This is a genomic window from Novosphingobium sp. B1, from assembly GCF_900176395.1.
In the GTDB taxonomy this organism is placed as follows: domain Bacteria; phylum Pseudomonadota; class Alphaproteobacteria; order Sphingomonadales; family Sphingomonadaceae; genus Novosphingobium.
Window position 1 is genome coordinate 194,451 of record NZ_FWXL01000004.1, and the last position, 24,451, is coordinate 218,901.

Consider the following 24,451-nt stretch of genomic DNA (forward strand, 5'->3'; position numbering starts at 1 on the left):
TTACAGGCTGGGCATTTGCTGGCTGGCGCAGTGGAATCCGCCACCGCCGGCCAGCACGGCATCACCCATCAGGCCGATCGTTGCGCGGTGGGGGAACAGTTCGGCAATCGCTGCCACGCCATCCTCGTCATGGGGTGAGCCGAAGATCGGCACGACGACAAGGTTCGTGGTGATCACGAAGTTCATGTAGCTGGCGGGCTGCACGATATCGCCCCATTCGACGCGGCCCGGCGAGGGCACTTCGACGACCTCGACGCCTGCGGCCAGGGCGCGCGCCCTGGCATCGGCATAGATCGCGGCGTTGGGATCGTCAGGCCCGGTGGCGCGTGGCAAGGCCAGGCGATTGGGGCCGACGAACCGGGCGAGATTGTCGACGTGACCATCGGTGTGATCATTGATCAGGCCATCGCCCAGCCATAGCACGCGGTCATAGCCCAGGTCGCGATCAAGACGCATTTCAAGGTCGGCGCGCGTCAGGTGCGGGTTGCGGTTGGGATTGAGCAGGCACTGCTCGGTCGTGGCGACAAGGCCGGTGCCATCGCCATCCAGTGCGCCGCCTTCAAGGATCCAGTCCGCCTTCGCACCCGCGACGAAGCCTGCCGAAGCGGCAAGGTCTGCGCCGATTTCCTGATCGCCCGGCATCAGGTACTTCTCGCCCCAGCCATTGAAGCCGAACAGCCTGGCTTCGCGCTGTGCGGCTTCGGGCCCTTGTCCGTCCAGCACCACGAGCGGCCCCGTATCGCGCAGCCAGACATCGCCATAAGTGCGCCGTTCGATCTTGACGCCGGCCGAGACGAGCGAGCGGGCGCGCATCTCGTTGGCGGCATCGCGCACCACCAGCCGCACCTCCTGCCCGCTGTCCGCCACGGTGCTGGCAAAGGCGGCGATCTGTTCCTGCGCCCGGTCGATGACTCCTGACCATTCCTCTGCCAGGTGCGGGAAGCCGATCCACAGCCAGTCCTGCGGGTGCCATTCAGGCGGCATGCGGAAGTGCGAGGTCATGGGAAACGTTGTCCTTATTTTCCGGCGCGGCTCTTGTCGCGGATGGCACGGAACTCGTCACCGGCGTTCCAGTTCGGCCAGTCCGACCCTTCGGCCAGCGTGCGGCCGAGCCGGTAGAAGAGGTCCACGTCCTGCACAATGCCGCGCATGTCCCAATCGGCGGAATATTCGTCGCTGGGCTGGTGGTAGCGATTGACCACATAGTCCTCGGCCGCCTTCTTGCCGGCCTCCGTACCGCCCTCGACCAGATCGACGCCGCGTTCGACATAGAACATCGGCACGCCACGCTTGGCGAGACTGAAGTGGTCGCTGCGGTAGTAGTAGCCCTTCTCGGGCGCGTCTTCCGGCCCGGTCTTCAGCCTGAGATCGCCGGCGACCTTGGCAAGGATCGCGGCGAGTTCGGACTTGTCGCCGCCGGTCACGGCGATGTCGTGCGTGGGGCCGCCGGGCGAAAGCGCATCGATGTTCACGCCGCCAACCGTCTGCGCCAGCGGGAAGACCGGGTTGCGGGCATAGTATTCCGAGCCGAGCAGGCCGGATTCCTCGAGCGTCCAGGCAAGGTAGACCTGGCTGCGGCGAGTAGGTCCAGCCTTGCGGTTCATTTCGGCAAGCGCGGCAAGCGCAGCGACGCCGGTGGCATTGTCGACCGCGCCATTGCAGATGTCGTCACCGCTGGCGTCGGCCTTGCAGTGGCCGAGGTGGTCCCAGTGGGCCGAATAGAGCACGTATTCCTGCGGCGCGGTCGTGCCCTTCTGCAGCCCCGCCACGTTGCGCGAGGTCGAGCGGGTGATGGCGTTGGCGAACGAAAGGCTGGCCTTGAGGCCCAGCGGCACCGGCTTGAACCCCTTTTGCCCGGCGGCCTTCACCATCGCGCCAAGATCCTTGCCTGCCGCCTTGAACAGGCTTTGCGCCACGCCGTTCTGGATCCAGCCGTTGAATGCGGTCTGGTCAGCCCCGTCGTTGGGCGTGGCGACGAAGTGCTGTTCGCCGGTCCAGCTCGATTCGACGACGTTCCAGCCATAGGCGGCAGGGAAGGTATCGTGGATGATCAGTGCGCCGGTTGCGCCCTGCCGCGCGGCTTCCTCGAACTTGTAGGTCCAGCGGCCATAGTAGGTCATGCGGCGGCCGCGGAAGAGCCCATCCTCCCCTTCCATCGCATAGTCGGGATCGTTGACCAGGATGACCGCGGTCTTCCCCTTCATGTCGAGCCCGGCATAGTCGTTCCAGCCGAGTTCCGGGGCATTGATGCCATAGCCGACGAAGACCAGTTCGCTGTCCTTCACGGCGGTCTTGGGGTTCACGCGATAGCTGCCGGCGACAAAGTCCGTGCCATGAGCGAAGGTGAGCGGGGTGGCTCCGCCCGCGATGGTGAGGGCCGAGAAGTCCTTGGCAGTCATCGAGACGGTGGGCACATCCTGGAACCACGAACCCTTGTTGCCGGGTTCGAGGCCGGCGGCCTTGAAGCGCGCAACGATCAGGTCGAGCGTCCTTGCCTCTTCGGCGCTGGCGGGGCTGCGGCCGGCGAGGTCGTCAGCAGCGAGGCTCTTGACCATGTCTCGCAGCAGCGCCTCGTCCACGGGCGGGACCGGTGCTGCAAGGGCAGCACCAGCTTGGGCAAGGAGGGACGCGGCAGCGATGGTCAAGCAGTTGCGACGCATGATGATTCTGCTCCGGAAGAGACGGTTGCCACTTTGCTGGCAGAGGTGCCTTCGCATCGCAAGGCGGCTTGATGCGCGGCACGCTTGCGGGCATCGCTTGGGACGATGACCGACCTTGTCCACGTCCTTGGCCGCACGCGCGCGCATTCGCCGTTCCTGTCGCGTGCGCTCGATCGCCTGCCCGAGATCGAAGCATTGCTCGCAGCAGGTGAAATCGAGCAGGCGCTGGCGATGGCAAAGGTGGCGGGCGATGGCGCTCACGACGTTGGCGCTGCCCTGCGACGCGAGCGGCTGGCACTGGCGCTGGTTGTGGCAATCGGCGACCTGGCAGGCGCCTTTGCGCTGGACCGCGTGGTGGCAGAGCTTTCGGACTTCGCCGACCGGTCGCTCGATGCGGCGATTGCCGGGGCGATCCGGCGGCGCACGGTAGAGGCAGAGCCCGCCGGGTTTTCGGCCATCGCGCTGGGCAAGCACGGCGCGCAGGAGTTGAACTACTCGTCGGACATAGACCCGATCCTGCTTTACGATCCCGACGTCCTGCCCAGGCGCGAGCGCGACGATCCGGCCGAGGCGGCGCAGCGCGTGGCTCGGGCGCTGATGGAAATCATGTCGGCAGTGACCGACGAGGGTTACGTGTTTCGCGTCGACCTGCGGCTGCGTCCGGCCTCGGAAGTCAGCCCGCTCGCCCTGCCATTCGAGGCGGCAATCACGCATTACGAATCCAGCGCGCTGGCGTGGGAGCGCGCGGCCTACATCCGGGCGCGCGCATCTTCGGGCGATGTGGTGGCAGGGCAGGCCTTCCTCGACACGATCCGCCCCTTCGTGTGGCGGCGCAGCCTGGATTTCGGCGCCATTGCCGAGATCGGGCGCCTGACCACGCGCATCCGCGACCATTATTCGGCAGGGCAGGCGATCGGGCCGGGCTATGACCTGAAGCGCGGGCGCGGCGGCATTCGCGAGGTGGAGTTCTTTGCCCAGACCCACCAGTTGATCCACGGCGGGCGCAATCCGGCGCTGCGGCTGCGCGGCACGCGCGCAAGCCTTGATGCGCTGGCGCAGGCAGGAATTATCGGGGCCGAAGATGCTGCCGTCATGGGCGAAAGCTATGACCGGCTGCGGACGCTGGAGCACCGGCTGCAGATGGTCGCCGACCAGCAGACCCATTCGCTGCCGACCGACGCGCAGGCGCTCGACAGCGTGGCGCGGCTCGACGGGCTGGCCGACGGGGCGGCGCTGATTGCGGAACTGACCGCGATCTCGGACACGGTCGGTCGCCGCTTCGACGCGCTGATAGAGACCTATGCGCCCACGGGTGCGGTGCCGGTACTGGCAATTCCGGACCAGTCCGATCCGGTAGTCGATGCCTTTGCGGCGCGGGTGGAGGCTTGGGAAGGCGGCCAGTATCGCTGCCTGCGCTCGGCCGAGGCGCGCGAAGCATTTGCCCGCATCCGCCCGCAACTGCTGCGCGCCTTGTGCGAAGCGCCCGATCCGGACCGCGCGCTGCTGCGCTGGGAGCATCTGCTGGCCGGCCTGCCAACCGCGATCAACGTGTTCCGCCTGCTCGAAGCGCGGCCCGGACTGCTTTCGGTGGTGATGCGCATTCTGGCCCACGCCCCGACGCTGGCCGACGAGCTTGCGCGGCGGGCGGACCTGCTCGACATCCTGATCGACCGGTCAGCCTTCGACCTGCCCGGCGCGGTGGCCGAGATTGCCGCCGAACTGGAACGCGGCGAGGCTGGCGATGATTATCAGCGCCTGCTTGATACCGTGCGCGTGCGGGTGGGCGAAATGCGCTTTGCCCTGGGCGTGCAACTCGTCGAAGGGCAGCGCGATCCGCTGGAAGTGGCGGCGGCGCTGAGCCGCGTGGCCGAAGCAGCCATCGACGTGCTGGGACGTGCCGCCACCGAGGAGTTCGCGCAGAACCATGGGCGGGTGCCCGGCAGCAATCTTGCGATACTGGGCCTTGGCCGCCTCGGCGGGGCGGCGCTGACCCATGCGTCCGACCTCGATCTGGTGTTCCTGTTCAGCGGCGACCATGCCGCCGAGTCCGATGGACGCCGGCCACTTGGCGCCACGCTCTATTACAACCGGCTGGCGCAGCGGGTGATCGCCGCGCTTTCGGTGCCGACAGCGGCGGGCGCCCTTTACGAAGTCGATACGCGGCTGCGGCCTTCGGGGGCGCAGGGGCCGATCTCGGTCAGCCTCGACAGCTTCGAGCGCTACCAGTGCGAGGATGCCTGGACGTGGGAACACATGGCGCTGTGCCGGGCGCGAGCGCTGTTCGGCACACCGCAGGACCGCGCTGCGCTGGGCGCGATCATCGCCCGCGTTCAGGACAGTCCGCGCGATGCGGCAAGGTTGCAAGCCGATGTTCTCGAGATGCGCGGCACTATGGCTGCGCACAAACCGGCCAAGGGGCCGCTCGACGTCAAACTGGCGCGGGGCGGGCTGGTTGACCTCGAATTCATCGTCCATTTCCTGCAGCTGCGCGATCACGTTGCCCTTGTTCCCGATCTGGGCGAGGCGGTGCAGTTGCTCGTGGATGGAGGGCACCTGCCCGCGGCCTTGCGCGCGGCGCACGATCTGATGGCACGGCTGCTGGTGGTTGTGCGGCTGGTTGCCCCTGATGGCATGTATCCGCCCGAGGCAAGCCGCGGCATCGTGGCGTCCTCATGCGGCCTCGATAACTGGGACGCCCTGCTTGCCGCCGTGCTGCAGGCGCGTCGCGACGTGGCAGCGGCGTGGCAACAGGTTTTTGACATCGAACTGGAGATTGCAGGATGAGCGAACGGATCGGTACGGGCGAGGCATTCCCCGACATCGCGATGACCACGCCCGATGGCGGCAGCGTGAAGGCATCGGACTTTGCCGGCAGGAAGCTGGTCGTGTTCTTCTACCCCAAGGACGATACGCCCGGCTGCACCACCGAGAACAAGGATTTCTCCGCGCTTCACGGCGATTTCGAAGCGGCCGGGATCGCGGTGCTCGGTGTAAGCAAGGACCCGCCCAAGAAGCACGCCAAGTTCACAGAAAAGCACGGTCTGACCGTCCCGCTGGCCAGCGATGCCGAAGAAGGCGGCGTTTCCGATGCGCTGGGCATCTGGACGGAAAAGTCGATGTATGGCCGCACCTACATGGGCATGGAGCGCACCACCTATCTGGTCGGCCCGGACGGCAGGATCGCGCAGGTGTGGAACAAGGTAAAGGTCAAGGGGCACGCCGAGGAAGTGCTTGCCGCCGCCAAGGCTTTGTGATCAGGGCGCGGCCACTTTCCCTGCAGAAAAAAACCGGACCGCCATGAACACCCCGACGCTCGCCGCCGCCATCCGCGATGCGATGCTCACGGCAGAGCCGACCGACAAGGTCATGAAGACCCGCGACGTGGTGCGGCGCTGGCGGGCGGGGGAACTTGCCTTCGTTTTCGACGTGGCAATGCCGGACGTACCGGGACGCCCTGCCCGGCCCGAGCTTCTCCCGCCCGCCGAGATGCCCAAGCGCGGGCGCGGATCGGAACGCGGGCGCATAGCGCTGCTCCATGCGCTGGCCCACATCGAATTCGTCGCCATAGATCTTGCGCTTGATGCGGCGGGACGCTTCGGGGCCGAAATGGGGCGGCAGTTCGTGGATGACTGGCTTTCGGTCGCGGCGGACGAAGCCATGCATTTTGCCCTGATCGCGCGGCGGCTGCGCACATTGGGCAGCTTCTACGGCGCGATGCCGGCCCACGACGGCTTGTGGGATGCCGCTCGTGAAACGGCACATGACGTTGCCGCCCGGCTGGCTGTCGTGCCGATGGTGCTCGAAGCGCGCGCGCTGGACGTCACACCGGCGACGGTCGACCGGTTCATGGCTGCGGGCGACGAGCGTTCGGCAAGGATACTGCAAAGAATCGTTGACGACGAAATTCGCCATGTGCGGTTCGGCACAACTCATTTCGCCGCACTGTGCGAAAAGCGCAGCGAATCCCCCGCAAGCTACTGGAAAGTGCTGGTCGAGCGCCACTTCCGGGGCATGGTTAAGCCACCGTTCAACGACTCGGCGCGTCGATCAGCCGGTTTGTCGCGCGAAATGATGGCAGGGGTTGCCTGCCAGTAACTGCCCCCGCATACCCAAATCACGAGATGGCGGGGGGTTCCGACCAACTCTCAAAAAATTCCGAGGCAGCGGGTTTTCATCCTGCCTGCTGCCAACAATCGGGTTCGCTCTGGGGGTTTTATCGCCGCCGATCCGAACGGTCTTGAAAGGCCGAAGATCGACGGAAAGAAAAAGGTCGTACGGGTCGTAATGTTGTTCAACACCAACACCTTCAAGACTGTCTTCAGCGCCCTTACGGCAGTTGTTGCATTCTCCTCCGCTCCGGCATTCGCCAATAGCGCCGCTTCCGCAGACATCGCCGCCCCGCTTCGCGCCGCCGAAGCTGCCAAGGCAGGCGTTTCGGCCGATCGTGGCGATGAAGAATTCCGCCGCCTCTTCGCCAGCTGGCAGCAGCTCGACAATGGCATCCTGCCTTCGTCGAAGCCCACCACCTTCCGCAAGGCTTCGGTTTCCATTCCTTCGCTGGTCCCGGTGGCGATCACCCGCCTCTCCAGCAACTTCGGCATGCGTGAGCATCCGGTGCTCGGCGGCCGTCGCGCTCACAAGGGCATCGATCTTTCCGCCCCCACCGGCACCCCGATCCGCGCCAGCGCCGATGGCGTTGTCGAAAAGGCTGACTGGTTCGGTGGCTATGGCCTGTTCGTCGGGCTCGACCACGGTGGCGGCATGGAAACGCGCTATGGCCACATGTCGCGTGTCGCCGTTGCCGAAGGCCAGCAGGTCCGCAAGGGCGACATCATCGGTTACGTCGGCTCGACCGGCCGTTCGACTGGCCCGCACCTTCATTATGAAGTCCGCGTTTCGGGCGAAGCTGTGAACCCGCTGCCCTACATGCAGGGCAAGGGCGACGCGCTTTACGCCAGCAATGACAAGGCCGCAGGCCGTGGCGGTCCGGAAGAATAAGCCGGACGCTGCAATGAATGCATCTTGGAGAGGATGCGGAAAAAGGCGCCACGCGGCGCCTTTTTCTTTGCCTAGCGATCGTGCCCCTGGGCCTGGCTGTTCAATCGGCCTTGCAGAACCAGATCACGTGCTTGGCGCCCTTGCCGTTGGTGCGGGCGCGAACTTCCACTTCGTCCACCTCGTAACCCGCCGCCTTCAGGCGCTGCGTGAAATTGGGATCACGCGCGGCTGACCAGATGGCCAGCACGCCGCCGGGCCGCAGCGCATCCATCGCCGTGCGCAGGCCGCGCATCGTGTAAAGGCGATTGTTGGCCGCGCGCACCAGCCCATCGGGCCCGTTGTCGACATCGAGCAATATGGCATCGTAGCCGGTGCCGCCAACCGACAGTGCATTGGCCGAAATCACGTCAGCCACGTCGGTCATCACGAGGCGGACGCGCGGATCGTCGAGGCAGCCCGCTTCGAGGTCCTTCATGGGGCCACGCGCCCAGGCGATGATCTCGGGCACGATTTCGGCCACCGTCACCTGCGCGTCTGCCGGCAGCTTCTCGAGCGCGGCGCGCAGCGTGAAGCCCATGCCGTAGCCGCCGATGAGCATGGCCGGCCGCTGTGCCTTGGCGATCCGCGCGATGCTCTGCGTGGCAAGCGCGATCTCCGACCCGTTCTGGCGCGTGCTCATCAGTTCGTTGCCACCCAGCACGATCATGAAGTCACGGTCATGGCGGAAGAGGCGCAGTTCGGCGCCATCGGGGACGCGGGCGGTGCCGAGAAGTTCGCGTGCAATCATCGGGCCTGCCTAGAGACCCCGCAGCCAAAGGCCAAGCCGATTGTGGGAACCGCCGCTGTCGCGCGGACGTTGCCCGCCCATACAATTCGGAGACATGCGATGCGAAGCGTTCTTCTGCTGGCCGGTGCAGCGGCCATGGCGATAGCCGGACCGGCGCTGGGCCAAGGCAAGGGCAACGGGAATGGTGGCGGCAACGGCGGCGGTAACGGCGGGGGCGGCGAGCGAGGCGGCCCGGCCAAGGCCGGCAAGCCGCAAGGCGGACCCGAGCGGGGAAACCAGGGCGTACCAAAGGCCGATCGCGGTGGCCCGGAACGCATGGCTCAGCGTGGACCTGACAAGGCCAAGGGACCGGATCGTGGGCCGCAGATGCGCAGCCCCGTCAAGGAAGATCGCGGTGGACCCGACAGGGCAATGGCTGAGCGCGCGGGCCCAGGGCCACAGCAGCGCGGCAACGGTCCCGACAAGATGCGCGGACCCGAGCTGCGCCAGGCCGATGCCGGACCGGCACTGCGCGGAACGCCGGACCGCCGTGATGTGCAGCGCATAACCTCGCGGACTTGGCAGGACGGTCGCTATCGCTATGACGACCGCGGTTGGGTGGTGCCGGTGCGCGGCGATTGCCCGCCGGGACTGGCCAAGAAGAACAACGGCTGCCTGCCGCCGGGGCAGGCGCGCGCGCTCAATACGGTGTCTGGGCCAGTGTCGGGATGGTCGGGCTGGTATCCGGTCCGCTACGCCAACGATGGCTACGACTACCGCTATAACGACGGCTATCTCTACCGCCTTGGCGGCGGGGGGCTGGTGTCGGGTATCGTTCCGCTGCTGGGCGGGGCCCTGTTCGGCGGACAGGTCTGGCCGACGCAATACACCGACTACGCCGTGCCCACCTATTACGACCGCTACTATGGCTTCGATGATGGCTACGACTATCGCTATGCGCAGAACGCGGTGTTCGAGGTCGATCCCCAGACCCAGATGATCCAGGGGATTGCAGCGCTTCTGACCGGCGACCAATGGGCCGTTGGCCAGCCGATGCCGGCAGGGTACGATTTCTACAACGTACCGCCGACCTGGCGCGATCGCTACGTCGACGGGCCGGACAACTGGTATCGCTACAGCGACGGCTATGTCTACGACATCGACCCGACGACCCAGCTCGTGCGTTCGATCATCGAACTGATCGCCTGACCAGGACCATCAAGACAAGAGGCCAGACAGAGGGCCAGACAAGGGGAATCAAGATGCCACGCTGGACGACGATCGGAACGATTCTGGTCTCCGCCGCCGCGCTGTCGCTGGCAGCCTGCGACAAGGCTGCTGAGGCCGAGGGCACAACGAGTGCGAGCGGCAGTGTACAGTCCAATGCCAACGAGGACCTGTTCAACGTCCTGGGCGATGCCTCGGATCTTTCGACGGCGGCCAAGCTGATGAAGGAAGCGGGCCTTGAAAAGACGCTCGAGGGCGTAGGCAGCTACACGGTTTTCGCACCCACCGACGAGGCCATCGCGGCCCTGCCTGAGGCCGAGCGCAAGGCGCTGGAAAGTGCAGAAGGCCGGCCGCAACTGCTGGCGCTGGTCAGCCAGCATCTTGCGCCCGGTTACATCAGCCGCAAGGACCTCGATGATGGCCTTGCCCGCGCCAAGGGCACGGTCAGGCTGGCGAGTACGGGCACAGCGCCGATCGAAGTGCGCAAGGCCGGGAACGACGTGCGCCTTGGCGAAGGTGAAGATGCCCCGAAGATCGTGGGTGAGCCGCTGATGGCCCGCAACGGGGTGATCTATCGTATCGACCGCGTCATGTCGCCACCAAAGTAAGGGTGAACCGACAGCTGGCACGGTAAAGGCTGGCGCCTGACAGAATCCGACAAGATTTGCGGCAAGATGCGCAAAGTGAAGCTGCGAATGATGGTTGCGCACCTTAAGTGATCGGTTAATCTCTCGACAAAAGGCGGCCTGAGTCCGCCGGCAACGAGAGGACGAGCCCGGTGCATTTCCATCCGAAACACCACGCGGCAATTCACCCTGACCGCCCTGCCGTGATCATGGGCGGCAGCGGGCGGGTGATCACATACGCCGAACTTGAATCCGCCTCGAACCGCTTTGCGCACCTGATGCGTTCGCGCGGATTGCAGATCGGCGACACCATCGCGCTATGCCTTGAAAACCGGGCCGACTTCTTCGTGCTGGCCTGGGGTGCACAGCGCGCCGGATTGGTCTACGTCGCCGTATCGAGCCGTCTCGCCGCGCCGGAAATCGCCTATATCGCCAGAGACAGCGGCAGCCAATTGCTGATCGGATCGGCCTATACCGCGCCCGTGCTGGACGAGGTGGCAAAGCTTGCGCCCGAGATCGCGCAACTGCGCTTCGAGGCGGACGGCGAAATGTCGCTCGAAACCGCGCTTGCCGCCATGCCCGACACGCCAATCGCCGACGAGCGCGCAGGGTGTGATATGCTCTATTCGTCGGGCACCACCGGCAAGCCGAAGGGGGTGCGCATCCCGCTGCCCGAGGACCCGGAGATCGGCGCCGCCAATTCGCTGGTGGCCATCGCCAGCCAGGCGTTCGGAATCACCGGAGATGCTGTCTACCTTTCGCCCGCGCCGCTCTATCACGCCGCACCGCTGCGCTGGTCGATGACGATCCACCGTCTTGGCGGCACGGTCGTCGCCATGGAGAAATTCGACCCCGAACATGCGCTGCAACTGATCGAACAGCACCGTGTGACCGACAGCCAGTGGGTGCCGACCCATTTCGTGCGAATGCTCAAGCTGCCCGACGAGGTCCGCAACCGCTACGACACCTCCAGCCTGAAATGCGCGATCCATGCTGCGGCCCCCTGCCCGGTTCCGGTCAAGCAGGCGATGATCGCATGGTGGGGCCCGGTCGTGCGCGAATATTATGCGGGCACCGAGGGCAATGGCTTCACGTTCGTCACCAGCGAGGAATGGCTGCAGCGCCCCGGCACTGTCGGCCGTGCGATTATGGGCACGATCCGCATCTGCAACGAGGAGGGCGACGAGGTTGCCCGCCGCAGCGAAGGGCAGGTCTTCTTCGAAGGCGGCAGTTCGTTCAGCTACCACAACGATCCCGACAAGACCCGCGATGCCACCAACAAGCATGGCTGGACCAGTCTTGGCGATGTGGGCTGGATCGATGAGGACGGCTACCTGTTCCTGACCGACCGCAAGAGTTTCATGATCATCTCGGGCGGGGTGAACATCTACCCGCAGGAGATCGAGAACCTGCTCGTCACCCACCCCAAGGTGGCCGACGTTGCCGTGATCGGCGCACCCGATCCGGACATGGGCGAACGCGTGGTGGCTGTGGTGCAGCCCCGCGACATGGCCGAAGCCGGCCCTGCGCTGGCCGCCGAACTGACCGAATGGCTCGGGCCGCAGCTTTCGCGCGTCAAGATGCCGCGCCAGATCGATTTTCGCGCCGAACTACCGCGCGAGCCGACCGGCAAGTTGTTCAAGCGCCTGCTGCGCGATGAATACAAGCAAGCCTACGAGAAGCAGACCGCAGCAGCCTGAACCGAAACGGCAGGCAGGTGAGCCAAGGGGTAAAGAGGATGGCCAGTGTTCCGCTCGTTCCGGCCGAAGTCGGCCGTGCCGTGATCGATCCCAAGTCCTATGGCGCATGGGACCCGCTGCTCGACCAGTTCGACGACCTGCGCAGGGCAGCGCCTGTTGCCCGCATTGTCGCGCCCAATGACGAGCATGAGCCGTTCTGGCTGATCTCGGGCTTTGATGCGGCGATGAAGGTGAGCAAGGACAATGCGACCTTCCTGAACAATCCCAAGTCGGCCGTGTTCACCCTGCGCGTGGGCGACATGCTGGCCCGCTCGATCACCGGCGGCAGCCCCCACCTTGTCGAATCGCTGGTGGCGATGGACGCGCCCAAACATCCCAAGCTGCGGCGCCTGACGCAGGAATGGTTCATGCCCAAGAATCTGTCGCGGCTCGATGCGGAAATCCGCAAGATCGCCAACGAGGCGATCGACCGGATGCTTGCCGCCGGCGATGGCCGTGAAGGCGAAGGCGACTTCATGTCGCTGGTGGCTGCGCCCTACCCCCTGCACGTCGTGATGCAGATCCTTGGCGTGCCGCCCGAGGACGAGGCCAAGATGCTGTTCCTGACCCAGCAGATGTTCGGCGGGCAGGACGAGGACATGAACAAGTCCGGCCTGAAGGACCTGCCGCCCGAACAGATCAGCGCGATCGTTGCAGGTGCCGTGGCCGAGTTCGAGCGCTATTTCGCCAGCCTGGCTGCAGAGCGGCGCAACAATCCCGGCGAGGATGTCGCCACGGTCATTGCCAATGCGATGATCGATGGCGAACCGATGAGCGACCGCGATACCGCCGGTTACTACATCATCGTTGCCAGCGCCGGGCACGACACGACTTCGGCCTCGTCATCGGGGGCTGCCCTGGCCCTGGCGCGCGACCCGGACCTGTTCGCCCGTGCCAAGGCCGACCGCAGCCTGTTGCCCGGCATCGTCGAGGAAGCGATCCGCTGGACCACGCCGGTCCAGCACTTCATGCGCACCGCGGCAGCCGACGTGGAACTGGCCGGCCAGCAGATTGCCAAGGACGATTGGCTGATGATCAACTACGTGGCGGCGAACCACGATCCGGCGCAGTTTCCCAATCCGCGCGCATTCGAGGCCACGCGCCCGGCCAACCGCCATCTTGCCTTCGGGGCAGGCTCGCACCAGTGCCTCGGCCTGCACCTCGCGCGGCTGGAGATGCGAATCCTGCTCGACGTGCTGCTTGACCGGGTCGAGAGCCTGGAGCTGGCAGGAGAGCCACGGCGCGTGAACTCGACTTTCGTCGGAGGGTTCAAACAGCTGCCATTGCGCTGGAAAGCGGCCTAGGCGGGTCCGTCGGTTCCGGCATCACGGCGCGAATTGAGCTTGGCCCATAGCCCCTCGGTGCCTGCCTCTACAGCCTTGTTGACGTACTGCGATGCAACCAGCCAGCCCTTGAACGGTCGCAGCGTGGCAAGGCAGCCGATGCCAAGGATCGGCACCGAAGTCAGCACGTGGACCCACCACGGCGGAGCATAGGCGACTTCCAGCCAGACCGCGAAGAACGTCAGCGGAAACGCGGTGATGCACAGCGCGAAAAATGCCGGTCCGTCGTCGGCATTGGCGAACTGGTAGTCGAGACCGCATTCGGGGCACGTCTTCTGCAGCTTCAGCCAGCCATCGAACATCGGCCCCTTGCCGCATCGCGGGCACAAGCCCTTCCAGCCGCAACGCAGGATCCAGTCAAACTTGGGGTTCTTGGTGAAGATGGCCATGATCCCGGCGCCCTGCAGTTAGGAATGCGGCCCTCTTAGGCTTCGCACTCGCAACTGCAAGGCGCAAATCGGATCGTCAGTTTGCAGGATTGTGCTTGTCGAGGAACGCTTCCATCTGGGTCAGGAAGCTCAACCGGTCTTCCTCGCGGCTGAAGAAATGGTCGCCCTCGGGCTGGATGAAGAATTCGTGCACCTTGCCCGCCTTCTTCAGCCGATCGACGTAGTTCTTCGATTGCGAGAACGGAACGCGGCGATCCTTCTTGCCATGGACCACGAGGATGGGAATGCCGGTGCGATTGGCATGGTTGATCGGCGAGACATCGGCGATGTCCTCCGCCCGCGACCGCCAGTATTCGGCCGTACCCAGCCCCCCGATGAAGTTCTTGTTGTAGCGGATCATCTCGGGAAGGTCGGAAACGCCGGCAAAGGAGACGGCACAGCGGTAGGTTTCCGGATTTCGCTCGGCTGCGCGCATGGCGACGTAACCGCCGTATGAGCCACCCACCACGCAGGCCCGCTTGACGTCGCCGATGCCTTCCTTGCCAAGGAAGGCCAAGGCATCATCGACATCGTCCTGCATCTTCAGGCCCCATTCGCCGTTCCCGGCATTCTGGTAAGCGCGACCGAAGCCCGTCGATCCGCGGAAGTTCGGCTGAAAGACTGCATAGCCCCGGTCGGCGAGGAACTGGCTCCACCAGTCCCAGCTCTCTAAATCGCGCGCTGCCGGGCCGCCGTGCGGCATGATGATGACCGGCAGGTTGCGCGCCTCCACGCCAGCGGGAAGCGTGAGCACACCGTTGAGCTGCATGCCGTCCCGCGCCGTGTAGTTCACCGTTTTCACAGGATGCAGGGCTCGCGTGCCCAAGGCCGGGTTTTCCAGCCCGAGGCGGGTCATCGGCTGGCCGTCCTCGTATATGTAATGGGCTCCGGGCGCCGCCGAGGCAGTGACTTCGAACAGCGCCACGCGGTTATCAGCAGTGGTATCGACGATGCGCACCTGCTTTCCGGGAAAGTTCGCATTGAGCTTTGCCTGCAGTTGCTTGCGCCCCGGATCCAGCCATACGACCCGTTGGGCCGTGTCGGCGTAGCCATAACCGAGAATGTGGTCGAAATTTTCCGGAAGATGGATGCTGGTGATGTCATGGCCCGGCACCGAATAAAGCTTGTCCCCCAGCGTCATCGTCTTGAGATCGAGCTTGTAGATCGCGGCCGTTCCATCCTTCGCGCTCAGGCTTACGGCAGTCCCGTCGGCCAGAATGGCGTCGGGCACGATGAGCTCCTCGTCCTGGCGGACATTGGCGAATTCGCTGAAGTTGTCCTTGTTGCTGGCTCGATAGAGTGCACGAGTGCGCAGGCCACTCTTTTCGATGCCAATGCCGAGCCGGACATTGCCCTGACCATCGGCATACCAGTCGATCACTCCCTCGCGAGACCAGACAATCTTGGAAAAGGCGTTGGTGGCCACATCGACCATCGCGACCTGCGGCCAGAAGCCTTCTTCGTTGAGGTAATAACTGGTCTGGTACGACAACAGGATGCGCGGCGTGCCATCCTGCGCAACCCACAGGACATCGGACATGTTGAAGCCGACATTGCCGTTGCGCTTGTCGAGCAGGAAATGCGCGTCCGATCCGTCAGCCTTGAACGCCAGCAACCGGGTCGCCTTGGCCATGCCGCCCTGTACGGGTACTTCGGCACCCACGGTTGCAATCAGCCAGTCGTCGTTGATCCAGCGCACACCTAGCAGATCGGCATCGCCGACAGGCAGGCGCGACTGGATGCCTCCGCCATCGGCCTTGATGATGACGAGCGCCTGCGCCCCGGTAATCGACGCTTTGACCACGACGAACTTGCCGCTGGGCGACAGGCCGGGATCGGCGATTGCCGGCAGACGCGCGAAGTCGGCAACCGGGCGCTCGGCCGGGCGCTCGGCCAAGGCAGGCTGTGCGGCGATGATGCCAAGCACAGCCGCAGTGGTCATGATCAAAGTCCGCATCTGTCCCTCCCCAAATCTGCCTTATCATGTGGAGTAACAGACGCCTGATCAAGAGAAGTTCCGTCCGACTTGCAACGACTTGCACAAATTCACGATTGTGCCACATCACTGGCCATGAAGGTCACCGCCCCAGCCGTCTTGCGCAGCTTTCGCGCGCGCTTCCTCGACGTGCTTGCGTCGATCTATCTGTACAACGAACATCGCGGCTATACCTCGCTCGACCGTGTGCTGGATGCGGTAAAGGTGTGTTGTCCCGATGACGCGGCCTTCATCGCCGCCATTGCCAAGCACCGCGCCGACGAGCGCAAGCATTACGTGATGTTCAAGCGCTGGTTCGAACTGCAGGGCCGGATGCCTCTGGCCGTCGACAGTACCTGCGGGCATATCGATCGCTTCATCGAGAAGGTCTTTGGCTGTTCTATCGACGAACTCGATACCGATGGCGTGATCGCCAGCCCCGACGCTTTCGAACGATTGTGCCGCGTGATCATGCTGACCGAACAGCGGGGGATGCGGCAGGTCGAGATCCTGCTGGGCAACAGCCACGTTCGTTCCGACAAGGCAATGAAGCGCATTTTCGAAGTCGTCGAGAAGGACGAACCCGACCATTGGATGCCCTATGCCGCGTGGCTGGAGACGCAGGGCCGCGCCAAGGCGAAATGGCGCGAGCGCTGGGCGGACTACTGGATTCACAAGTCGCTGATGCTGGTGAAGCTGCCCAGCCTGTTCCTGCGCCGTTCGACGCCGCGCATGGCGGCCTGGCCGGACGCAATCGGCAATTAGACAGCATCCTTAACCCACGCTAATCTTGATGTGGGGAGAGGTCGATGGACAGGGCAGTTGAAGATCGCAGGCCCAGCCTGCCGTCGCGCGTGGTGCGCAAGGTGCTGGTGTGGTTCTACCGCAGACGCGGGTGGAAAGCGGTGGGCACGCCGCCAGCGGATGGCCGATGTGTCATCGTGGCAGCGCCGCACACCTCCAACTGGGATTTCGTCAACTTCATCGGCTTGACCGAAGATCTTGGCTTCAAGCCGCATTTCATGGCGAAGGACAGCCTGTTCCGCTGGCCGATGGGCGGGTTCATGCGCGACATGGGCGGCGTTTCGATCGACCGTTCGGCGCGGCGAAACGTGGTGGATGCAATGGTGGCCGAGTTTGCCCGGCGCGACCGCTTCATGCTGACCATCGCGCCCGAAGGCACGCGCAGCGCAGTCGGCCAGTGGCGCAGCGGGTTCTATCACATCGCTTTGAAGGCGGGCGTGCCGATGGTCGTGGGCATGATGGACTATGGCACCAAGACCGGTGGCCTTGGCCCGGCCATCTGGCCATCTGGCGATTACGAGGCCGACATGCGCAAGATCTTCGAAGTCTATCGCACGGTCACGCCGCGGCACCCCGAGCGCGGCCTCACAGCACTGCCGGAGGTTTCCGATGCCTGATACGCTGCTTCTCGCCCTGCTGGTCAATGTCCTCATCCTTGTGGTCGGCATGGGCCTGCTGTGGCGCGTGGCCGTGAAGATCGGTGACGTCAGCTTCATCGACGCGGTATGGGGCGGCGGCATGGGCGTGCTGGCGCTGGCCTCGTGGCTGCATGTCGAGGGGGGTCCCGGCGCGCGAGCCAGCCTGATCGCGGCGATGGCGGTGATCTGGGCTGCACGCCTTGCGTGGCACCTCTACACACGCTGGCAAGGGCACGGCGAAGACCCGCGCTATGCCAGGATGCTGGGCAAGGCCAAGGAGCAAGGCAAGTTCGCCTCGGCCGCGCTGAAGTTCGTGTTCGCGCCACAGGCATTGCTGCTGTTCGTCACCTGCTTGCCTGCGCAGCTTGGCGTTCTCGCCAGCGGAGCGCCCGCGCCCATCGGCCCGCTGGTCCTGGCCGGAGCCGCGCTGTGGCTGCTCGGCATCACGTTCGAAGCGGTGGGCGACGCGCAGTTGAAAGCCTTCCGCACCGATCCCGCCAACAAGGGTAAGGTCCTCCAGACCGGCCTTTGGCGCTACACCCGCCACCCCAACTACTTCGGCGACGCCTGCGTCTGGTGGGGCATCTGGCTCGCCGCTGCCGACGCCGGCCTGTGGGTCGCGCTGGCGAGCGTGATCGGGCCGGTGTTCCTGACGTTCACCCTGACCAAGTGGTCGGGAAAGCCCTTGCTGGAGAAGGGCATGGAAGAACGGCGACCGGGATACAAGGCATACGTCGAGCGGACTTCGGGGTTCATCCCATGGCCGCCGAAGCGCGGGTGAAACAACGTATGCCAGGACGATCCTTGCTGCGCGAATTGCCAAAGCAAAGGCTTTTCTGGTTCGCAGCAGGTGCCCTTGCGTCGGCAACTGCCATGATTTGTGGAGTCGCTTTCAGCGGACTGCGTAATCGGAGTTCAGAAATTCTCGTGATTTCAGCCAGCGGCCTCCGCGAGGAAACTAGAACGAGATTGCTGGAGACCATTGGACAGTGCCTCGGCAAATTCGAGGCCGTGTCCAACCCGGACAGCTACGAAGTCCGGATACCGACTGCAGCCCTGCAGGCTTATGACTACCAGTGTATCCTGCGCAATAGCGCTCCGATTGGCGATCTGGTCAAATCGGAAGACAGTTTTTCCGGTATCCCAGGCAAAGTCTGGCAAGGTGTCTCGTTCGAGATCCGACGCCGCTAGTCTGGGCGCGATGGTCAGCTCGCTGCCCCCGCCCGCACCTCCTGAGGCACTGACCGCACCGGCACCGCCCTGATCCAGCTTTCCAGCGCGTCGATGTCGGTCGGGCCGGTCACCGTGTCGGGCTTGCCGACAAAGCCCGAGAACCCATCGCCGCCAAGGCCGAGGAAGCCGTTGACAGTCACGCGGTAGGTCTTCGCCATGTCCAGCGGCTTGCCATCCAGTGTGATCGTCACGATGCGATCGCCCGCAGGCCGTGCCGGGTCGTAGCGGAATGCAAAGCCCGTCGACGGTGCCAGTGCCTGCTTCGGGCCGGTGTCGTCGAGGCCCTCTTCCAGCACCGCCTTGATCTGCGCGCCGGTCATGCTTTCGGTGACCACGTTGTTGCCGAAGGGCTGGCACAGGTAGATATCGCCGAAGGTCAGCGTGCCGTCTGCGGCCGGGACCAGCGGGGCGCGGATGCCGAAGGGGTTCATGAAGGCAATCTGCGCGCCCTTGTCCCGCGTGGCGCCCAGTTGCGCATCGGCGATGAGGTTGCCCAAGGGCCCGCCAGCGCCGCCTTCCGCGCCCTCGTTCTTGGGCGCCGCGCGGTCGATCTTTCCGATCGGGCGCTGGGTGTATTCCTTCGATGCGTCGACGTACTTCGCCACGTACGCGGCGATGTCCGCGCGCGGCTGGAATTGCGGGAACAGCGGCGTATTGCCAAGCGGCCCGCGCGTCGAAGTATAGGGCACCGACTGCACGATCACGTTGCGCGCCTTCTTCGAAACCACGCGCCCCGCCACGGGATCGATCTGCAGCGTGATGTCGGTAACCAGCTCGCCATAGACACCTGCGCTGGTCAGCAGGAAGGGCTTGGCCGGGTTTAGCTGGCCGTAATCGCAGACATAGGACCAGTGCGTGTGGCCCGAAACCACGACGTCGACCCGCGTATCCAGCCGGTCAAGGATCGGGCGGATGTCGCCGGCAAAGTCATTGCAGCCCTGTGGATCGGGATCGCCCTTGGTACGACCGCCTTCGTGGATCAGCACGACGATGGCGTCGGCGCCCTGCGCCTTCAGCTGGGGCACGGCAGCGTTGATCGTATCGGCTTCATCCGCGAAGGTCAGCCCCTGGATGCCGGTGGGGTTCACCAGATTGGGCGTGCCCTTCAGCGTCAGACCGATCACGCCGATGGTCACCGCACGCTTGCCCGAACCGAAGGTCTTGAGACCGGTCGCCGGGAACAGCGTCGAGCCATCGGGGCGCTTCGTGCTGGCAGCAAGGTACTTGAAGGTTGCCCCGGTGAACTTTTCGAGCGCGCAAGGCTCCTTTGCGGTGAACTTCTCGCACCCGCCGTTCTGCTTGCGCAGCAGCTCCTGCTGGCCGTTGTCGAATTCGTGATTGCCGACGGCGTTGAAGTCCACGCCGATCCGGTTCATCACGCCGATCGCCGGCTCGTCGAGATAGAGCGACGAGGCCAGTTGCGAGGCCGAGATCATGTCGCCCGCCGAAACGGTCATCGAGAGCGGATGCTTCGCCCGGATCGAATCGATGGCAGAGGCGAGCCACGCCGCTCCGCCCGCAGGCACGCCAATGATCCCGCCCTTGCCGTCGGACACGTTTACCGCCTGACGCGGCGGCTCCAGACTGCCGTGGAAATCGTTGATCCCGACGATCCCCACTTCGACCGGACCAGCTGTTTCGCCACCCGCCATCGGCGCGGCGCAGGCCCCGAGCAATCCGGACAGGGCAAGAGGCATGATCAGACGAGCGCGCAGAATCATCGGGAGAGCGACCTTATCGTAACGGGTGCAACCGGTTGCGCCTCGCCTAGCCCATCGGTGTTGCGCTTTGAAGGCCGTTTGTGCGCCTCACACCAAACGGCCTTCATATCCCGCCCTTTATCTCGCCCCATTGTCTGCCCGCCCTGCCATCCCTACAATGCGAAAGAGATCCAGCATTCAGGACACCCAGGGAACCATGGCGCAATCCCCAGCAGAGCAAGAGGCCATGCGCGCCCGGCTCGTCCAACTTGCCCAGACCATGGTCGAGGAGCGCGGTGGAGCCGGGCTGAACTTGTCCGAGCTGGCTGCCCGCGCCGGCATCAGCCAGGCCAATCTCTCGCGCTATTTCGAAGGCCGTGAAGAGCTGATGGAAGCCATTGCCGACCATTGGTTCAAGCCGATGGCCGACATCATGGAGGAGGTGCTCTCCAGCGATCTGCCCCCCCGCCGCAAGATGTACGAATTCTTTGCCCGCCGCTTTCTGGTGATGCGCAAGAAGTGGGAAGCCGATCCGGCCAAGTTGCAGACCTACATCGAGGTCGGCAACGAGAACTTCGAACAGATCCGCAGCTACATCGACCTTGCCGATCACTACCTTGGCGAGATCATCGGGGAAGCCATGAGTGACGGCTTCTTTGCCGGGCTTGAAGTCGACGAGACGATCAGTCTCGTCAACCAGATGTGCATGCCCTACTGCGCGCTCAACACCATGACGATGTTCATGGAACGGTTGAGCGAGGACAAGCTCGCCCGGATCGTCGATGCCGTGTTTGATGGCCTTTCAGCGCAGGACCGCGGTGCGCGTGCGGTTACGGGCCTGCGCGCGGCCTGATTGACAGGTTTGCGGTCGATGTGATCAGCGTGCGCGGTCAGGCCTCGCACCAGTTGCCGCGTCGCCCCTTCCAGTGCTCGGCTAGGCCCTCGGCCTCGAGCACGGCGCCGAGGCTTTTGCCATGGCGCGTCACCACCCGCAGCGCGCGGCCATAGCGGTCGGTCTCACGCCCCTGCACTTCCAGCACGAACGGTCCGGCATTGAGCAATTCGACCAGTCTGCGCGTGGCTCGCATCCCCAGTTCCGCTTCGGCAGCGCAGGACGGGTTCGAGGTTTCGGGCGTGTTGATGTCGGCTATGCGAATCTTGGTGCCATCAAGCCAGAAGGTATCGCCATCGACCACGCAGGTGATGCGCGGCCCCGGCGCACAGAGCGAAAACAGCGATGCCTTCGGCTTTTCAGCGAAAGAAGGAACAGGGCAGGCGAGGACTGCGACAGTCAGGCTTGCAGCGAAGAACGACGCTTGGATTTTCATCACCGTAACGTGACGAAAATGCGCCGGCGCAGCGCCTCAGTATCCGCACGATCAGCAATGATGCTCAGTAATAACGGCTTGGAAAGGCTTTGCCGGCATTATCGGCATCATGATCGGGCCCCGCCTTACCACTGTTTTCAGGAGCCGCTGGCGCGCCTTGTGGTGGGGCGCATCCATCCTGCTTTTTGCCTGGACAGTCGTGCCTTCGCCCGATGCCGATCACCAGACCGGGACAGCGCATGATCCCTGGGCAAAGGATTCGCCCCGCGACTGACGGCTATTTGCCGGTGAAGAGAAACGCCACGGCAGCCATGATGCAGCCGAATGCGGCGAAGTGTCGCCAGTGCAGCGGCTCCTTGAGCACGACCACCATGAAGGCGCCGAAGATCACCAGCGCGATGGCTTCCTGCGTCACTTTCAGTTGGCCGGCACTCCAGCCGTTGAGCGCGCCGATGCGATTGGCGGGGACGGCCAGGCAATACTCGAACAGCGCGATGCCCCAACTGATCGCGATGACCCAGCCGAGCGGGCGCGCCTCGACCGCATGGGTTCCGCCCTGGATGTGCCAGTACCAGGCCACCGTCATGAACAGGTTGGACAGCACCAGCAAAGCGACAGTGGCCATGACGCGTCGGGTTCCTCTTTGGCGGGAGTTGTGTGCGAATTCGGCGAATCTTAAGAAAGGCAGTGCATCCGCTTTGGACCAATGTCGGAATTGCGGGGGCAAGGCATGGATACACCGTCGAAACGCATGAGATTTGCAACGTTGCTGCTGGGCGGAAGCATACTGGCAACGGCAGCGGCGGTGCTATTCCGCCCTGAGTCTGATGGCAAGCCTGCCGAACAGGCCTCGACCGCAGCGGCTCCTACGCCACAACAGTTCGACCAGTGGGTGGAGCGCGATGCGGAAGCCGCAAGGGGCCCGGTCGTCGGCGTGGTCGAGAAGAATGGCGAAATGGTCGAAGTCAGGCAGGCTCCCGCCGACGAGAATGTCGCAATGCCTCTCGACCCTGCCGCGGCAGACGAGGCCGACATCCGCCGTCAGCAGGGCCTGTCAGCCCCGAGGTAGCCGGGCTTATTCGGCCCCGCGCGGGGTGTCGTCATCGATGCCCGCCTCGCCGTACATGCCTTCCTCGTCATCGTCGCTTCGCTCACCGCGATAGGCGCCCATGTCGATGATGCCGCTGGAAACCATCTGCTTCATGTGATCGACGACGTCGGGCGTGCTGCCCGGCTCATCGCCCTGGCCCTTCACGCGATCGCCAAGGTCCTGCTCGCCCAGCACGCTGGTGGCGCGCGAAAGCGCCTCGTCGGCCACGGTCTGCGCCTGGGTCTCGCCGTCTTCCTGTTCGTTGTTGACGGCTTCGGGCGCCGGGTTGGGATCGTCGATCATCGCATATCTCCTTTGCCGGAGACTACGCCCTGAACCGACGAGCGTTCCTTCAGCGGGTGGGAACCGGCATCTCGCCCGAATATTCATAGAAGCCCCGCCCGCTCTTGCGACCGAGCCAGCCGGCCTCGACATACTTCTGCAGCAGCGGTGCCGGGCGATATTTCGGATCGCCGGTCGAGGCGAGGAAGATCTTGGTAATCTCGAGACAGGTATCAAGGCCGATGAAATCCGCCAGTTCCAGCGGTCCCATCGGATGGTTGAGGCCAAGGCGGCATCCCTTGTCGATATCGAGGATGGAACCTGTGCCGCTGCCCAGCACGAACGCCGCCTCGTTGATCATCGGCAACAGGATGCGGTTGACCACGAAGCCGGGTTCATCCTGCGCCAGCACGATCTCCTTGCCGATCGCCGCCACATATTCGCGCACGGCCTCGATCGTGGCGACCGAAGTGGCGAGCCCGGGGATCACCTCGACCAGCTTCATCAGCGGAACCGGGTTGAAGAAGTGGATGCCGATGAACCGCTCGGGATCGGGCGAACTGACCGCCATGCGCGTGATCGGAATCGAAGAGGTGTTCGAGGCCATGATGGCGCCGGCCGCCAGATGCTGGCCTGCGGACTCGAAAATCCTGTGCTTGATATCCTCGCGCTCGGTCGCGGCCTCGATCACCAGATCAGCCTCTGCAAGCGCTGCATGATCGGCAAAGGTGTGGAGGTTCGCCACGGTGGTCGCCGCCAGATCGCTTTCGATCTTGCCGCGCTCGACCAGCTTGGCGAGGCCCTTGGCGATCTTGTCCCTCGCCTTTTCGGCGAGGTCGAGCGAGACGTCGCCGAGCAGGACCTTCATGCCAGCCTGCGCAGAGACCTGCGCGATGCCCGAACCCATCTGGCCCGCGCCAATCACCGCCACTGTTCTGATCATCTCGTACCTCGCCACTGAAACAGCACCCGAAGGCGGTTAGCGGGCGATCGGTGCCAAGTCCACCGGGGCAAGGTGCAAGAGCCGACGCGCGCGCCGTGCCTTCAACGCGAGGCGCCGGGCACCCAGAGCGGATCGTTGCCGGCGTTGGTCGCACGCGCCAGCACGAAAAGGTAATCGGACAGGCGATTGAGATAGGCCAGGGCCTGCGGGTTCACCGGCTCTGCTGCGGCAAGCGCAACGCCGCTGCGCTCGGCCCGCCGTGCTGCCGCTCGCGCCACATGGATGCGCGCCGCAGCTTCCGATCCACCTGGCAGGATGAAGCTGGTCAGCGGCGGCAGATCATCGTTGAGCGCATCGATCGCGGCTTCGAGCCATTCGACCTGGCTTGGAACCACACGAAGCACCATCTCCGATGGTTCGAAGTCCGCGCCAGGCGTGGCGAGATCCGCGCCGAGATCGAACAGTTCATTCTGGATGCGCTGCAGGTTGCGCCCAGTGATCTCGCCCGCAGCTATCACCGCAAGGCCGATCAGGCTGTTGAGTTCGTCGACATCGCCGATGGCCTGCATGCGCGCATCGTGCTTCGTCCGGCGCGATCCATCGACAAGACCGGTCGTGCCATCGTCACCCGTGCGGGTGTAGATCCTGTTGAGCTTCACCATCGTCGCAGA

General features: G+C 64.5%; 26 protein-coding genes. 15 read left to right on the forward strand and 11 right to left on the reverse strand.

Annotated elements, in window-relative coordinates:
- Together B9A23_RS08920 and B9A23_RS08925 are read right to left on the reverse strand one after the other, a co-directional pair.
- Window positions 1-1,002: an agmatine deiminase family protein gene (locus B9A23_RS08920; RefSeq protein WP_084278512.1), complete on the reverse strand. Its 1,002-nt coding sequence runs from the start codon at window positions 1,000-1,002 to the stop codon at window positions 1-3.
- 14 nt (window positions 1,003-1,016) lie between these two features.
- Window positions 1,017-2,660 (reverse strand): M28 family metallopeptidase, encoded by a 1,644-nt coding sequence (locus tag B9A23_RS08925; protein ID WP_084278513.1) that lies wholly within the window; start codon window positions 2,658-2,660, stop codon window positions 1,017-1,019.
- Between the two features lie 84 nt (window positions 2,661-2,744).
- On the opposite strand from B9A23_RS08925, the gene B9A23_RS08930 reads away from it, so the two are divergent.
- The 4 genes from B9A23_RS08930 (at window position 2,745) to B9A23_RS08945 (ending at window position 7,658) form a co-directional block, all read left to right on the forward strand.
- Window positions 2,745-5,444: a bifunctional [glutamine synthetase] adenylyltransferase/[glutamine synthetase]-adenylyl-L-tyrosine phosphorylase gene (locus B9A23_RS08930; RefSeq protein WP_254895055.1), complete on the forward strand. Its 2,700-nt coding sequence runs from the start codon at window positions 2,745-2,747 to the stop codon at window positions 5,442-5,444.
- The gene (locus B9A23_RS08935; RefSeq protein ID WP_084278515.1) at window positions 5,441-5,914 is read left to right on the forward strand and encodes a peroxiredoxin; all 474 of its coding nucleotides are present in this window, start codon (window positions 5,441-5,443) and stop codon (window positions 5,912-5,914) included. Before B9A23_RS08930 ends, B9A23_RS08935 begins: the two co-directional genes overlap by 4 nt.
- 43 nt (window positions 5,915-5,957) lie before the next feature.
- Window positions 5,958-6,755 carry a ferritin-like domain-containing protein gene (locus B9A23_RS08940; RefSeq protein WP_084278516.1) on the forward strand — a complete coding sequence of 266 codons (798 nt, stop codon included), beginning with the start codon at window positions 5,958-5,960 and terminating at the stop codon, window positions 6,753-6,755.
- Window positions 6,756-6,944: 189 nt separating this feature from the next.
- The gene (locus tag B9A23_RS08945; RefSeq protein ID WP_084278517.1) at window positions 6,945-7,658 is read left to right on the forward strand and encodes a M23 family metallopeptidase; all 714 of its coding nucleotides are present in this window, start codon (window positions 6,945-6,947) and stop codon (window positions 7,656-7,658) included.
- Between the two features lie 100 nt (window positions 7,659-7,758).
- Here the strand turns inward: B9A23_RS08945 and B9A23_RS08950 are convergent, their stop codons facing one another.
- Window positions 7,759-8,445, reverse strand: coding sequence for a spermidine synthase (locus B9A23_RS08950; protein ID WP_084278518.1), 687 nt, complete (start codon window positions 8,443-8,445; stop codon window positions 7,759-7,761).
- Between the two features lie 99 nt (window positions 8,446-8,544).
- Between B9A23_RS08950 and B9A23_RS22750 the strand changes: the two genes are divergently transcribed.
- The 4 genes from B9A23_RS22750 (at window position 8,545) to B9A23_RS08965 (ending at window position 13,320) form a co-directional block, all read left to right on the forward strand.
- Window positions 8,545-9,633, forward strand: a complete 1,089-nt coding sequence (locus B9A23_RS22750) for a hypothetical protein (protein ID WP_176217928.1) — start codon at window positions 8,545-8,547, stop codon at window positions 9,631-9,633.
- Between the two features lie 53 nt (window positions 9,634-9,686).
- A complete protein-coding gene (locus tag B9A23_RS08955) occupies window positions 9,687-10,259 on the forward strand; it encodes a fasciclin domain-containing protein (RefSeq protein ID WP_176217929.1) in 573 nt (190 codons plus the stop codon).
- A gap of 170 nt (window positions 10,260-10,429) precedes the next feature.
- A complete protein-coding gene (locus B9A23_RS08960; protein ID WP_084278520.1) occupies window positions 10,430-11,977 on the forward strand; it encodes an acyl-CoA synthetase in 1,548 nt (515 codons plus the stop codon).
- 38 nt (window positions 11,978-12,015) lie between these two features.
- Window positions 12,016-13,320, forward strand: a complete 1,305-nt coding sequence (locus tag B9A23_RS08965) for a cytochrome P450 (RefSeq protein ID WP_084278521.1) — start codon at window positions 12,016-12,018, stop codon at window positions 13,318-13,320.
- On the opposite strand, the gene B9A23_RS08970 is transcribed toward B9A23_RS08965, so the two are convergent.
- Window positions 13,317-13,748, reverse strand: a complete 432-nt coding sequence (locus B9A23_RS08970) for a DUF983 domain-containing protein (RefSeq protein ID WP_084278522.1) — start codon at window positions 13,746-13,748, stop codon at window positions 13,317-13,319. The genes B9A23_RS08965 and B9A23_RS08970 overlap by 4 nt on opposite strands.
- 76 nt (window positions 13,749-13,824) lie before the next feature.
- Window positions 13,825-15,729, reverse strand: a complete 1,905-nt coding sequence (locus B9A23_RS08975; RefSeq protein WP_176217930.1) for an alpha/beta hydrolase family protein — start codon at window positions 15,727-15,729, stop codon at window positions 13,825-13,827.
- 129 nt (window positions 15,730-15,858) lie between these two features.
- Between B9A23_RS08975 and B9A23_RS08980 the strand changes: the two genes are divergently transcribed.
- From B9A23_RS08980 to B9A23_RS22200, 4 genes are read left to right on the forward strand one after another with little or no spacing between them, the layout of a single operon-like run.
- Window positions 15,859-16,527, forward strand: coding sequence for a ferritin-like domain-containing protein (locus B9A23_RS08980; protein ID WP_139797392.1), 669 nt, complete (start codon window positions 15,859-15,861; stop codon window positions 16,525-16,527).
- Window positions 16,528-16,571: 44 nt separating this feature from the next.
- Window positions 16,572-17,183 (forward strand): lysophospholipid acyltransferase family protein, encoded by a 612-nt coding sequence (locus tag B9A23_RS08985; protein ID WP_084278524.1) that lies wholly within the window; start codon window positions 16,572-16,574, stop codon window positions 17,181-17,183.
- Window positions 17,176-17,985 (forward strand): DUF1295 domain-containing protein, encoded by an 810-nt coding sequence (locus B9A23_RS08990; RefSeq protein ID WP_084278525.1) that lies wholly within the window; start codon window positions 17,176-17,178, stop codon window positions 17,983-17,985. Before B9A23_RS08985 ends, B9A23_RS08990 begins: the two co-directional genes overlap by 8 nt.
- On the forward strand, window positions 17,964-18,395 hold the full coding sequence (locus tag B9A23_RS22200) for a hypothetical protein (RefSeq protein ID WP_139797393.1): 432 nt from the start codon (window positions 17,964-17,966) through the stop codon (window positions 18,393-18,395). The genes B9A23_RS08990 and B9A23_RS22200 overlap by 22 nt, the downstream gene beginning before the upstream one ends.
- Window positions 18,396-18,409: 14 nt before the next feature.
- Here the strand turns inward: B9A23_RS22200 and B9A23_RS09000 are convergent, their stop codons facing one another.
- Window positions 18,410-20,158 (reverse strand): bifunctional metallophosphatase/5'-nucleotidase, encoded by a 1,749-nt coding sequence (locus B9A23_RS09000; protein WP_084278527.1) that lies wholly within the window; start codon window positions 20,156-20,158, stop codon window positions 18,410-18,412.
- 196 nt (window positions 20,159-20,354) lie between these two features.
- Here B9A23_RS09000 and B9A23_RS09005 point away from each other — a divergent pair, with 196 nt between their 5' ends.
- A complete protein-coding gene (locus B9A23_RS09005; protein WP_176217931.1) occupies window positions 20,355-20,990 on the forward strand; it encodes a TetR/AcrR family transcriptional regulator in 636 nt (211 codons plus the stop codon).
- A 37-nt stretch (window positions 20,991-21,027) separates the two neighbouring features.
- On the opposite strand, the gene B9A23_RS09010 is transcribed toward B9A23_RS09005, so the two are convergent.
- Window positions 21,028-21,465: a thermonuclease family protein gene (locus tag B9A23_RS09010; protein ID WP_084278529.1), complete on the reverse strand. Its 438-nt coding sequence runs from the start codon at window positions 21,463-21,465 to the stop codon at window positions 21,028-21,030.
- A gap of 109 nt (window positions 21,466-21,574) precedes the next feature.
- Here B9A23_RS09010 and B9A23_RS22755 point away from each other — a divergent pair, with 109 nt between their 5' ends.
- A complete protein-coding gene (locus B9A23_RS22755) occupies window positions 21,575-21,739 on the forward strand; it encodes a hypothetical protein (RefSeq protein WP_176217932.1) in 165 nt (54 codons plus the stop codon).
- A gap of 3 nt (window positions 21,740-21,742) precedes the next feature.
- Here the strand turns inward: B9A23_RS22755 and B9A23_RS09015 are convergent, their stop codons facing one another.
- Window positions 21,743-22,090: a DMT family protein gene (locus B9A23_RS09015; RefSeq protein WP_084278530.1), complete on the reverse strand. Its 348-nt coding sequence runs from the start codon at window positions 22,088-22,090 to the stop codon at window positions 21,743-21,745.
- A 126-nt stretch (window positions 22,091-22,216) separates the two neighbouring features.
- Between B9A23_RS09015 and B9A23_RS09020 the strand changes: the two genes are divergently transcribed.
- Entirely contained in the window at window positions 22,217-22,534 is a 318-nt protein-coding gene (locus tag B9A23_RS09020; RefSeq protein ID WP_084278531.1) for a hypothetical protein, read from the forward strand.
- 6 nt (window positions 22,535-22,540) lie between these two features.
- On the opposite strand, the gene B9A23_RS09025 is transcribed toward B9A23_RS09020, so the two are convergent.
- The 3 genes from B9A23_RS09025 to B9A23_RS09035 form a co-directional block, all read right to left on the reverse strand.
- Window positions 22,541-22,858: a hypothetical protein gene (locus tag B9A23_RS09025; RefSeq protein WP_084278532.1), complete on the reverse strand. Its 318-nt coding sequence runs from the start codon at window positions 22,856-22,858 to the stop codon at window positions 22,541-22,543.
- Window positions 22,859-22,907: 49 nt separating this feature from the next.
- A complete protein-coding gene (locus B9A23_RS09030; protein ID WP_084278533.1) occupies window positions 22,908-23,780 on the reverse strand; it encodes a 3-hydroxyacyl-CoA dehydrogenase NAD-binding domain-containing protein in 873 nt (290 codons plus the stop codon).
- A gap of 101 nt (window positions 23,781-23,881) precedes the next feature.
- Window positions 23,882-24,442: a cob(I)yrinic acid a,c-diamide adenosyltransferase gene (locus B9A23_RS09035; protein ID WP_084278534.1), complete on the reverse strand. Its 561-nt coding sequence runs from the start codon at window positions 24,440-24,442 to the stop codon at window positions 23,882-23,884.
- Between the last annotated feature and the right edge of the window lie 9 nt (window positions 24,443-24,451).

Bases quoted from the DNA above. Each gene is read 5' to 3' on its own strand.
- B9A23_RS22200 (WP_139797393.1), top strand. From the start codon at position 17,964: ATGGCCGCCGAAGCGCGGGTGAAACAACGTATGCCAGGACGATCCTTG.
- B9A23_RS09015 (WP_084278530.1), bottom strand. From the start codon at position 22,090: ATGGCCACTGTCGCTTTGCTGGTGCTGTCCAACCTGTTCATGACGGTG.
- B9A23_RS08990 (WP_084278525.1), top strand. From the start codon at position 17,176: ATGCCTGATACGCTGCTTCTCGCCCTGCTGGTCAATGTCCTCATCCTT.
- B9A23_RS08940 (WP_084278516.1), top strand. From the start codon at position 5,958: ATGAACACCCCGACGCTCGCCGCCGCCATCCGCGATGCGATGCTCACG.
- B9A23_RS08950 (WP_084278518.1), bottom strand. From the start codon at position 8,445: ATGATTGCACGCGAACTTCTCGGCACCGCCCGCGTCCCCGATGGCGCC.
- B9A23_RS09030 (WP_084278533.1), bottom strand. From the start codon at position 23,780: ATGATCAGAACAGTGGCGGTGATTGGCGCGGGCCAGATGGGTTCGGGC.
- B9A23_RS09000 (WP_084278527.1), bottom strand. From the start codon at position 20,158: ATGATTCTGCGCGCTCGTCTGATCATGCCTCTTGCCCTGTCCGGATTG.
- B9A23_RS09010 (WP_084278529.1), bottom strand. From the start codon at position 21,465: ATGAAAATCCAAGCGTCGTTCTTCGCTGCAAGCCTGACTGTCGCAGTC.
- B9A23_RS09035 (WP_084278534.1), bottom strand. From the start codon at position 24,442: ATGGTGAAGCTCAACAGGATCTACACCCGCACGGGTGACGATGGCACG.
- B9A23_RS09025 (WP_084278532.1), bottom strand. From the start codon at position 22,858: ATGATCGACGATCCCAACCCGGCGCCCGAAGCCGTCAACAACGAACAG.
- B9A23_RS08920 (WP_084278512.1), bottom strand. From the start codon at position 1,002: ATGACCTCGCACTTCCGCATGCCGCCTGAATGGCACCCGCAGGACTGG.
- B9A23_RS22750 (WP_176217928.1), top strand. From the start codon at position 8,545: ATGCGAAGCGTTCTTCTGCTGGCCGGTGCAGCGGCCATGGCGATAGCC.
- B9A23_RS08925 (WP_084278513.1), bottom strand. From the start codon at position 2,660: ATGCGTCGCAACTGCTTGACCATCGCTGCCGCGTCCCTCCTTGCCCAA.
- B9A23_RS09005 (WP_176217931.1), top strand. From the start codon at position 20,355: ATGGCGCAATCCCCAGCAGAGCAAGAGGCCATGCGCGCCCGGCTCGTC.
- B9A23_RS08980 (WP_139797392.1), top strand. From the start codon at position 15,859: ATGAAGGTCACCGCCCCAGCCGTCTTGCGCAGCTTTCGCGCGCGCTTC.
- B9A23_RS09020 (WP_084278531.1), top strand. From the start codon at position 22,217: ATGAGATTTGCAACGTTGCTGCTGGGCGGAAGCATACTGGCAACGGCA.
- B9A23_RS08970 (WP_084278522.1), bottom strand. From the start codon at position 13,748: ATGGCCATCTTCACCAAGAACCCCAAGTTTGACTGGATCCTGCGTTGC.
- B9A23_RS22755 (WP_176217932.1), top strand. From the start codon at position 21,575: ATGATCGGGCCCCGCCTTACCACTGTTTTCAGGAGCCGCTGGCGCGCC.
- B9A23_RS08985 (WP_084278524.1), top strand. From the start codon at position 16,572: ATGGACAGGGCAGTTGAAGATCGCAGGCCCAGCCTGCCGTCGCGCGTG.
- B9A23_RS08945 (WP_084278517.1), top strand. From the start codon at position 6,945: ATGTTGTTCAACACCAACACCTTCAAGACTGTCTTCAGCGCCCTTACG.
- B9A23_RS08935 (WP_084278515.1), top strand. From the start codon at position 5,441: ATGAGCGAACGGATCGGTACGGGCGAGGCATTCCCCGACATCGCGATG.
- B9A23_RS08975 (WP_176217930.1), bottom strand. From the start codon at position 15,729: ATGACCACTGCGGCTGTGCTTGGCATCATCGCCGCACAGCCTGCCTTG.
- B9A23_RS08955 (WP_176217929.1), top strand. From the start codon at position 9,687: ATGCCACGCTGGACGACGATCGGAACGATTCTGGTCTCCGCCGCCGCG.
- B9A23_RS08965 (WP_084278521.1), top strand. From the start codon at position 12,016: ATGGCCAGTGTTCCGCTCGTTCCGGCCGAAGTCGGCCGTGCCGTGATC.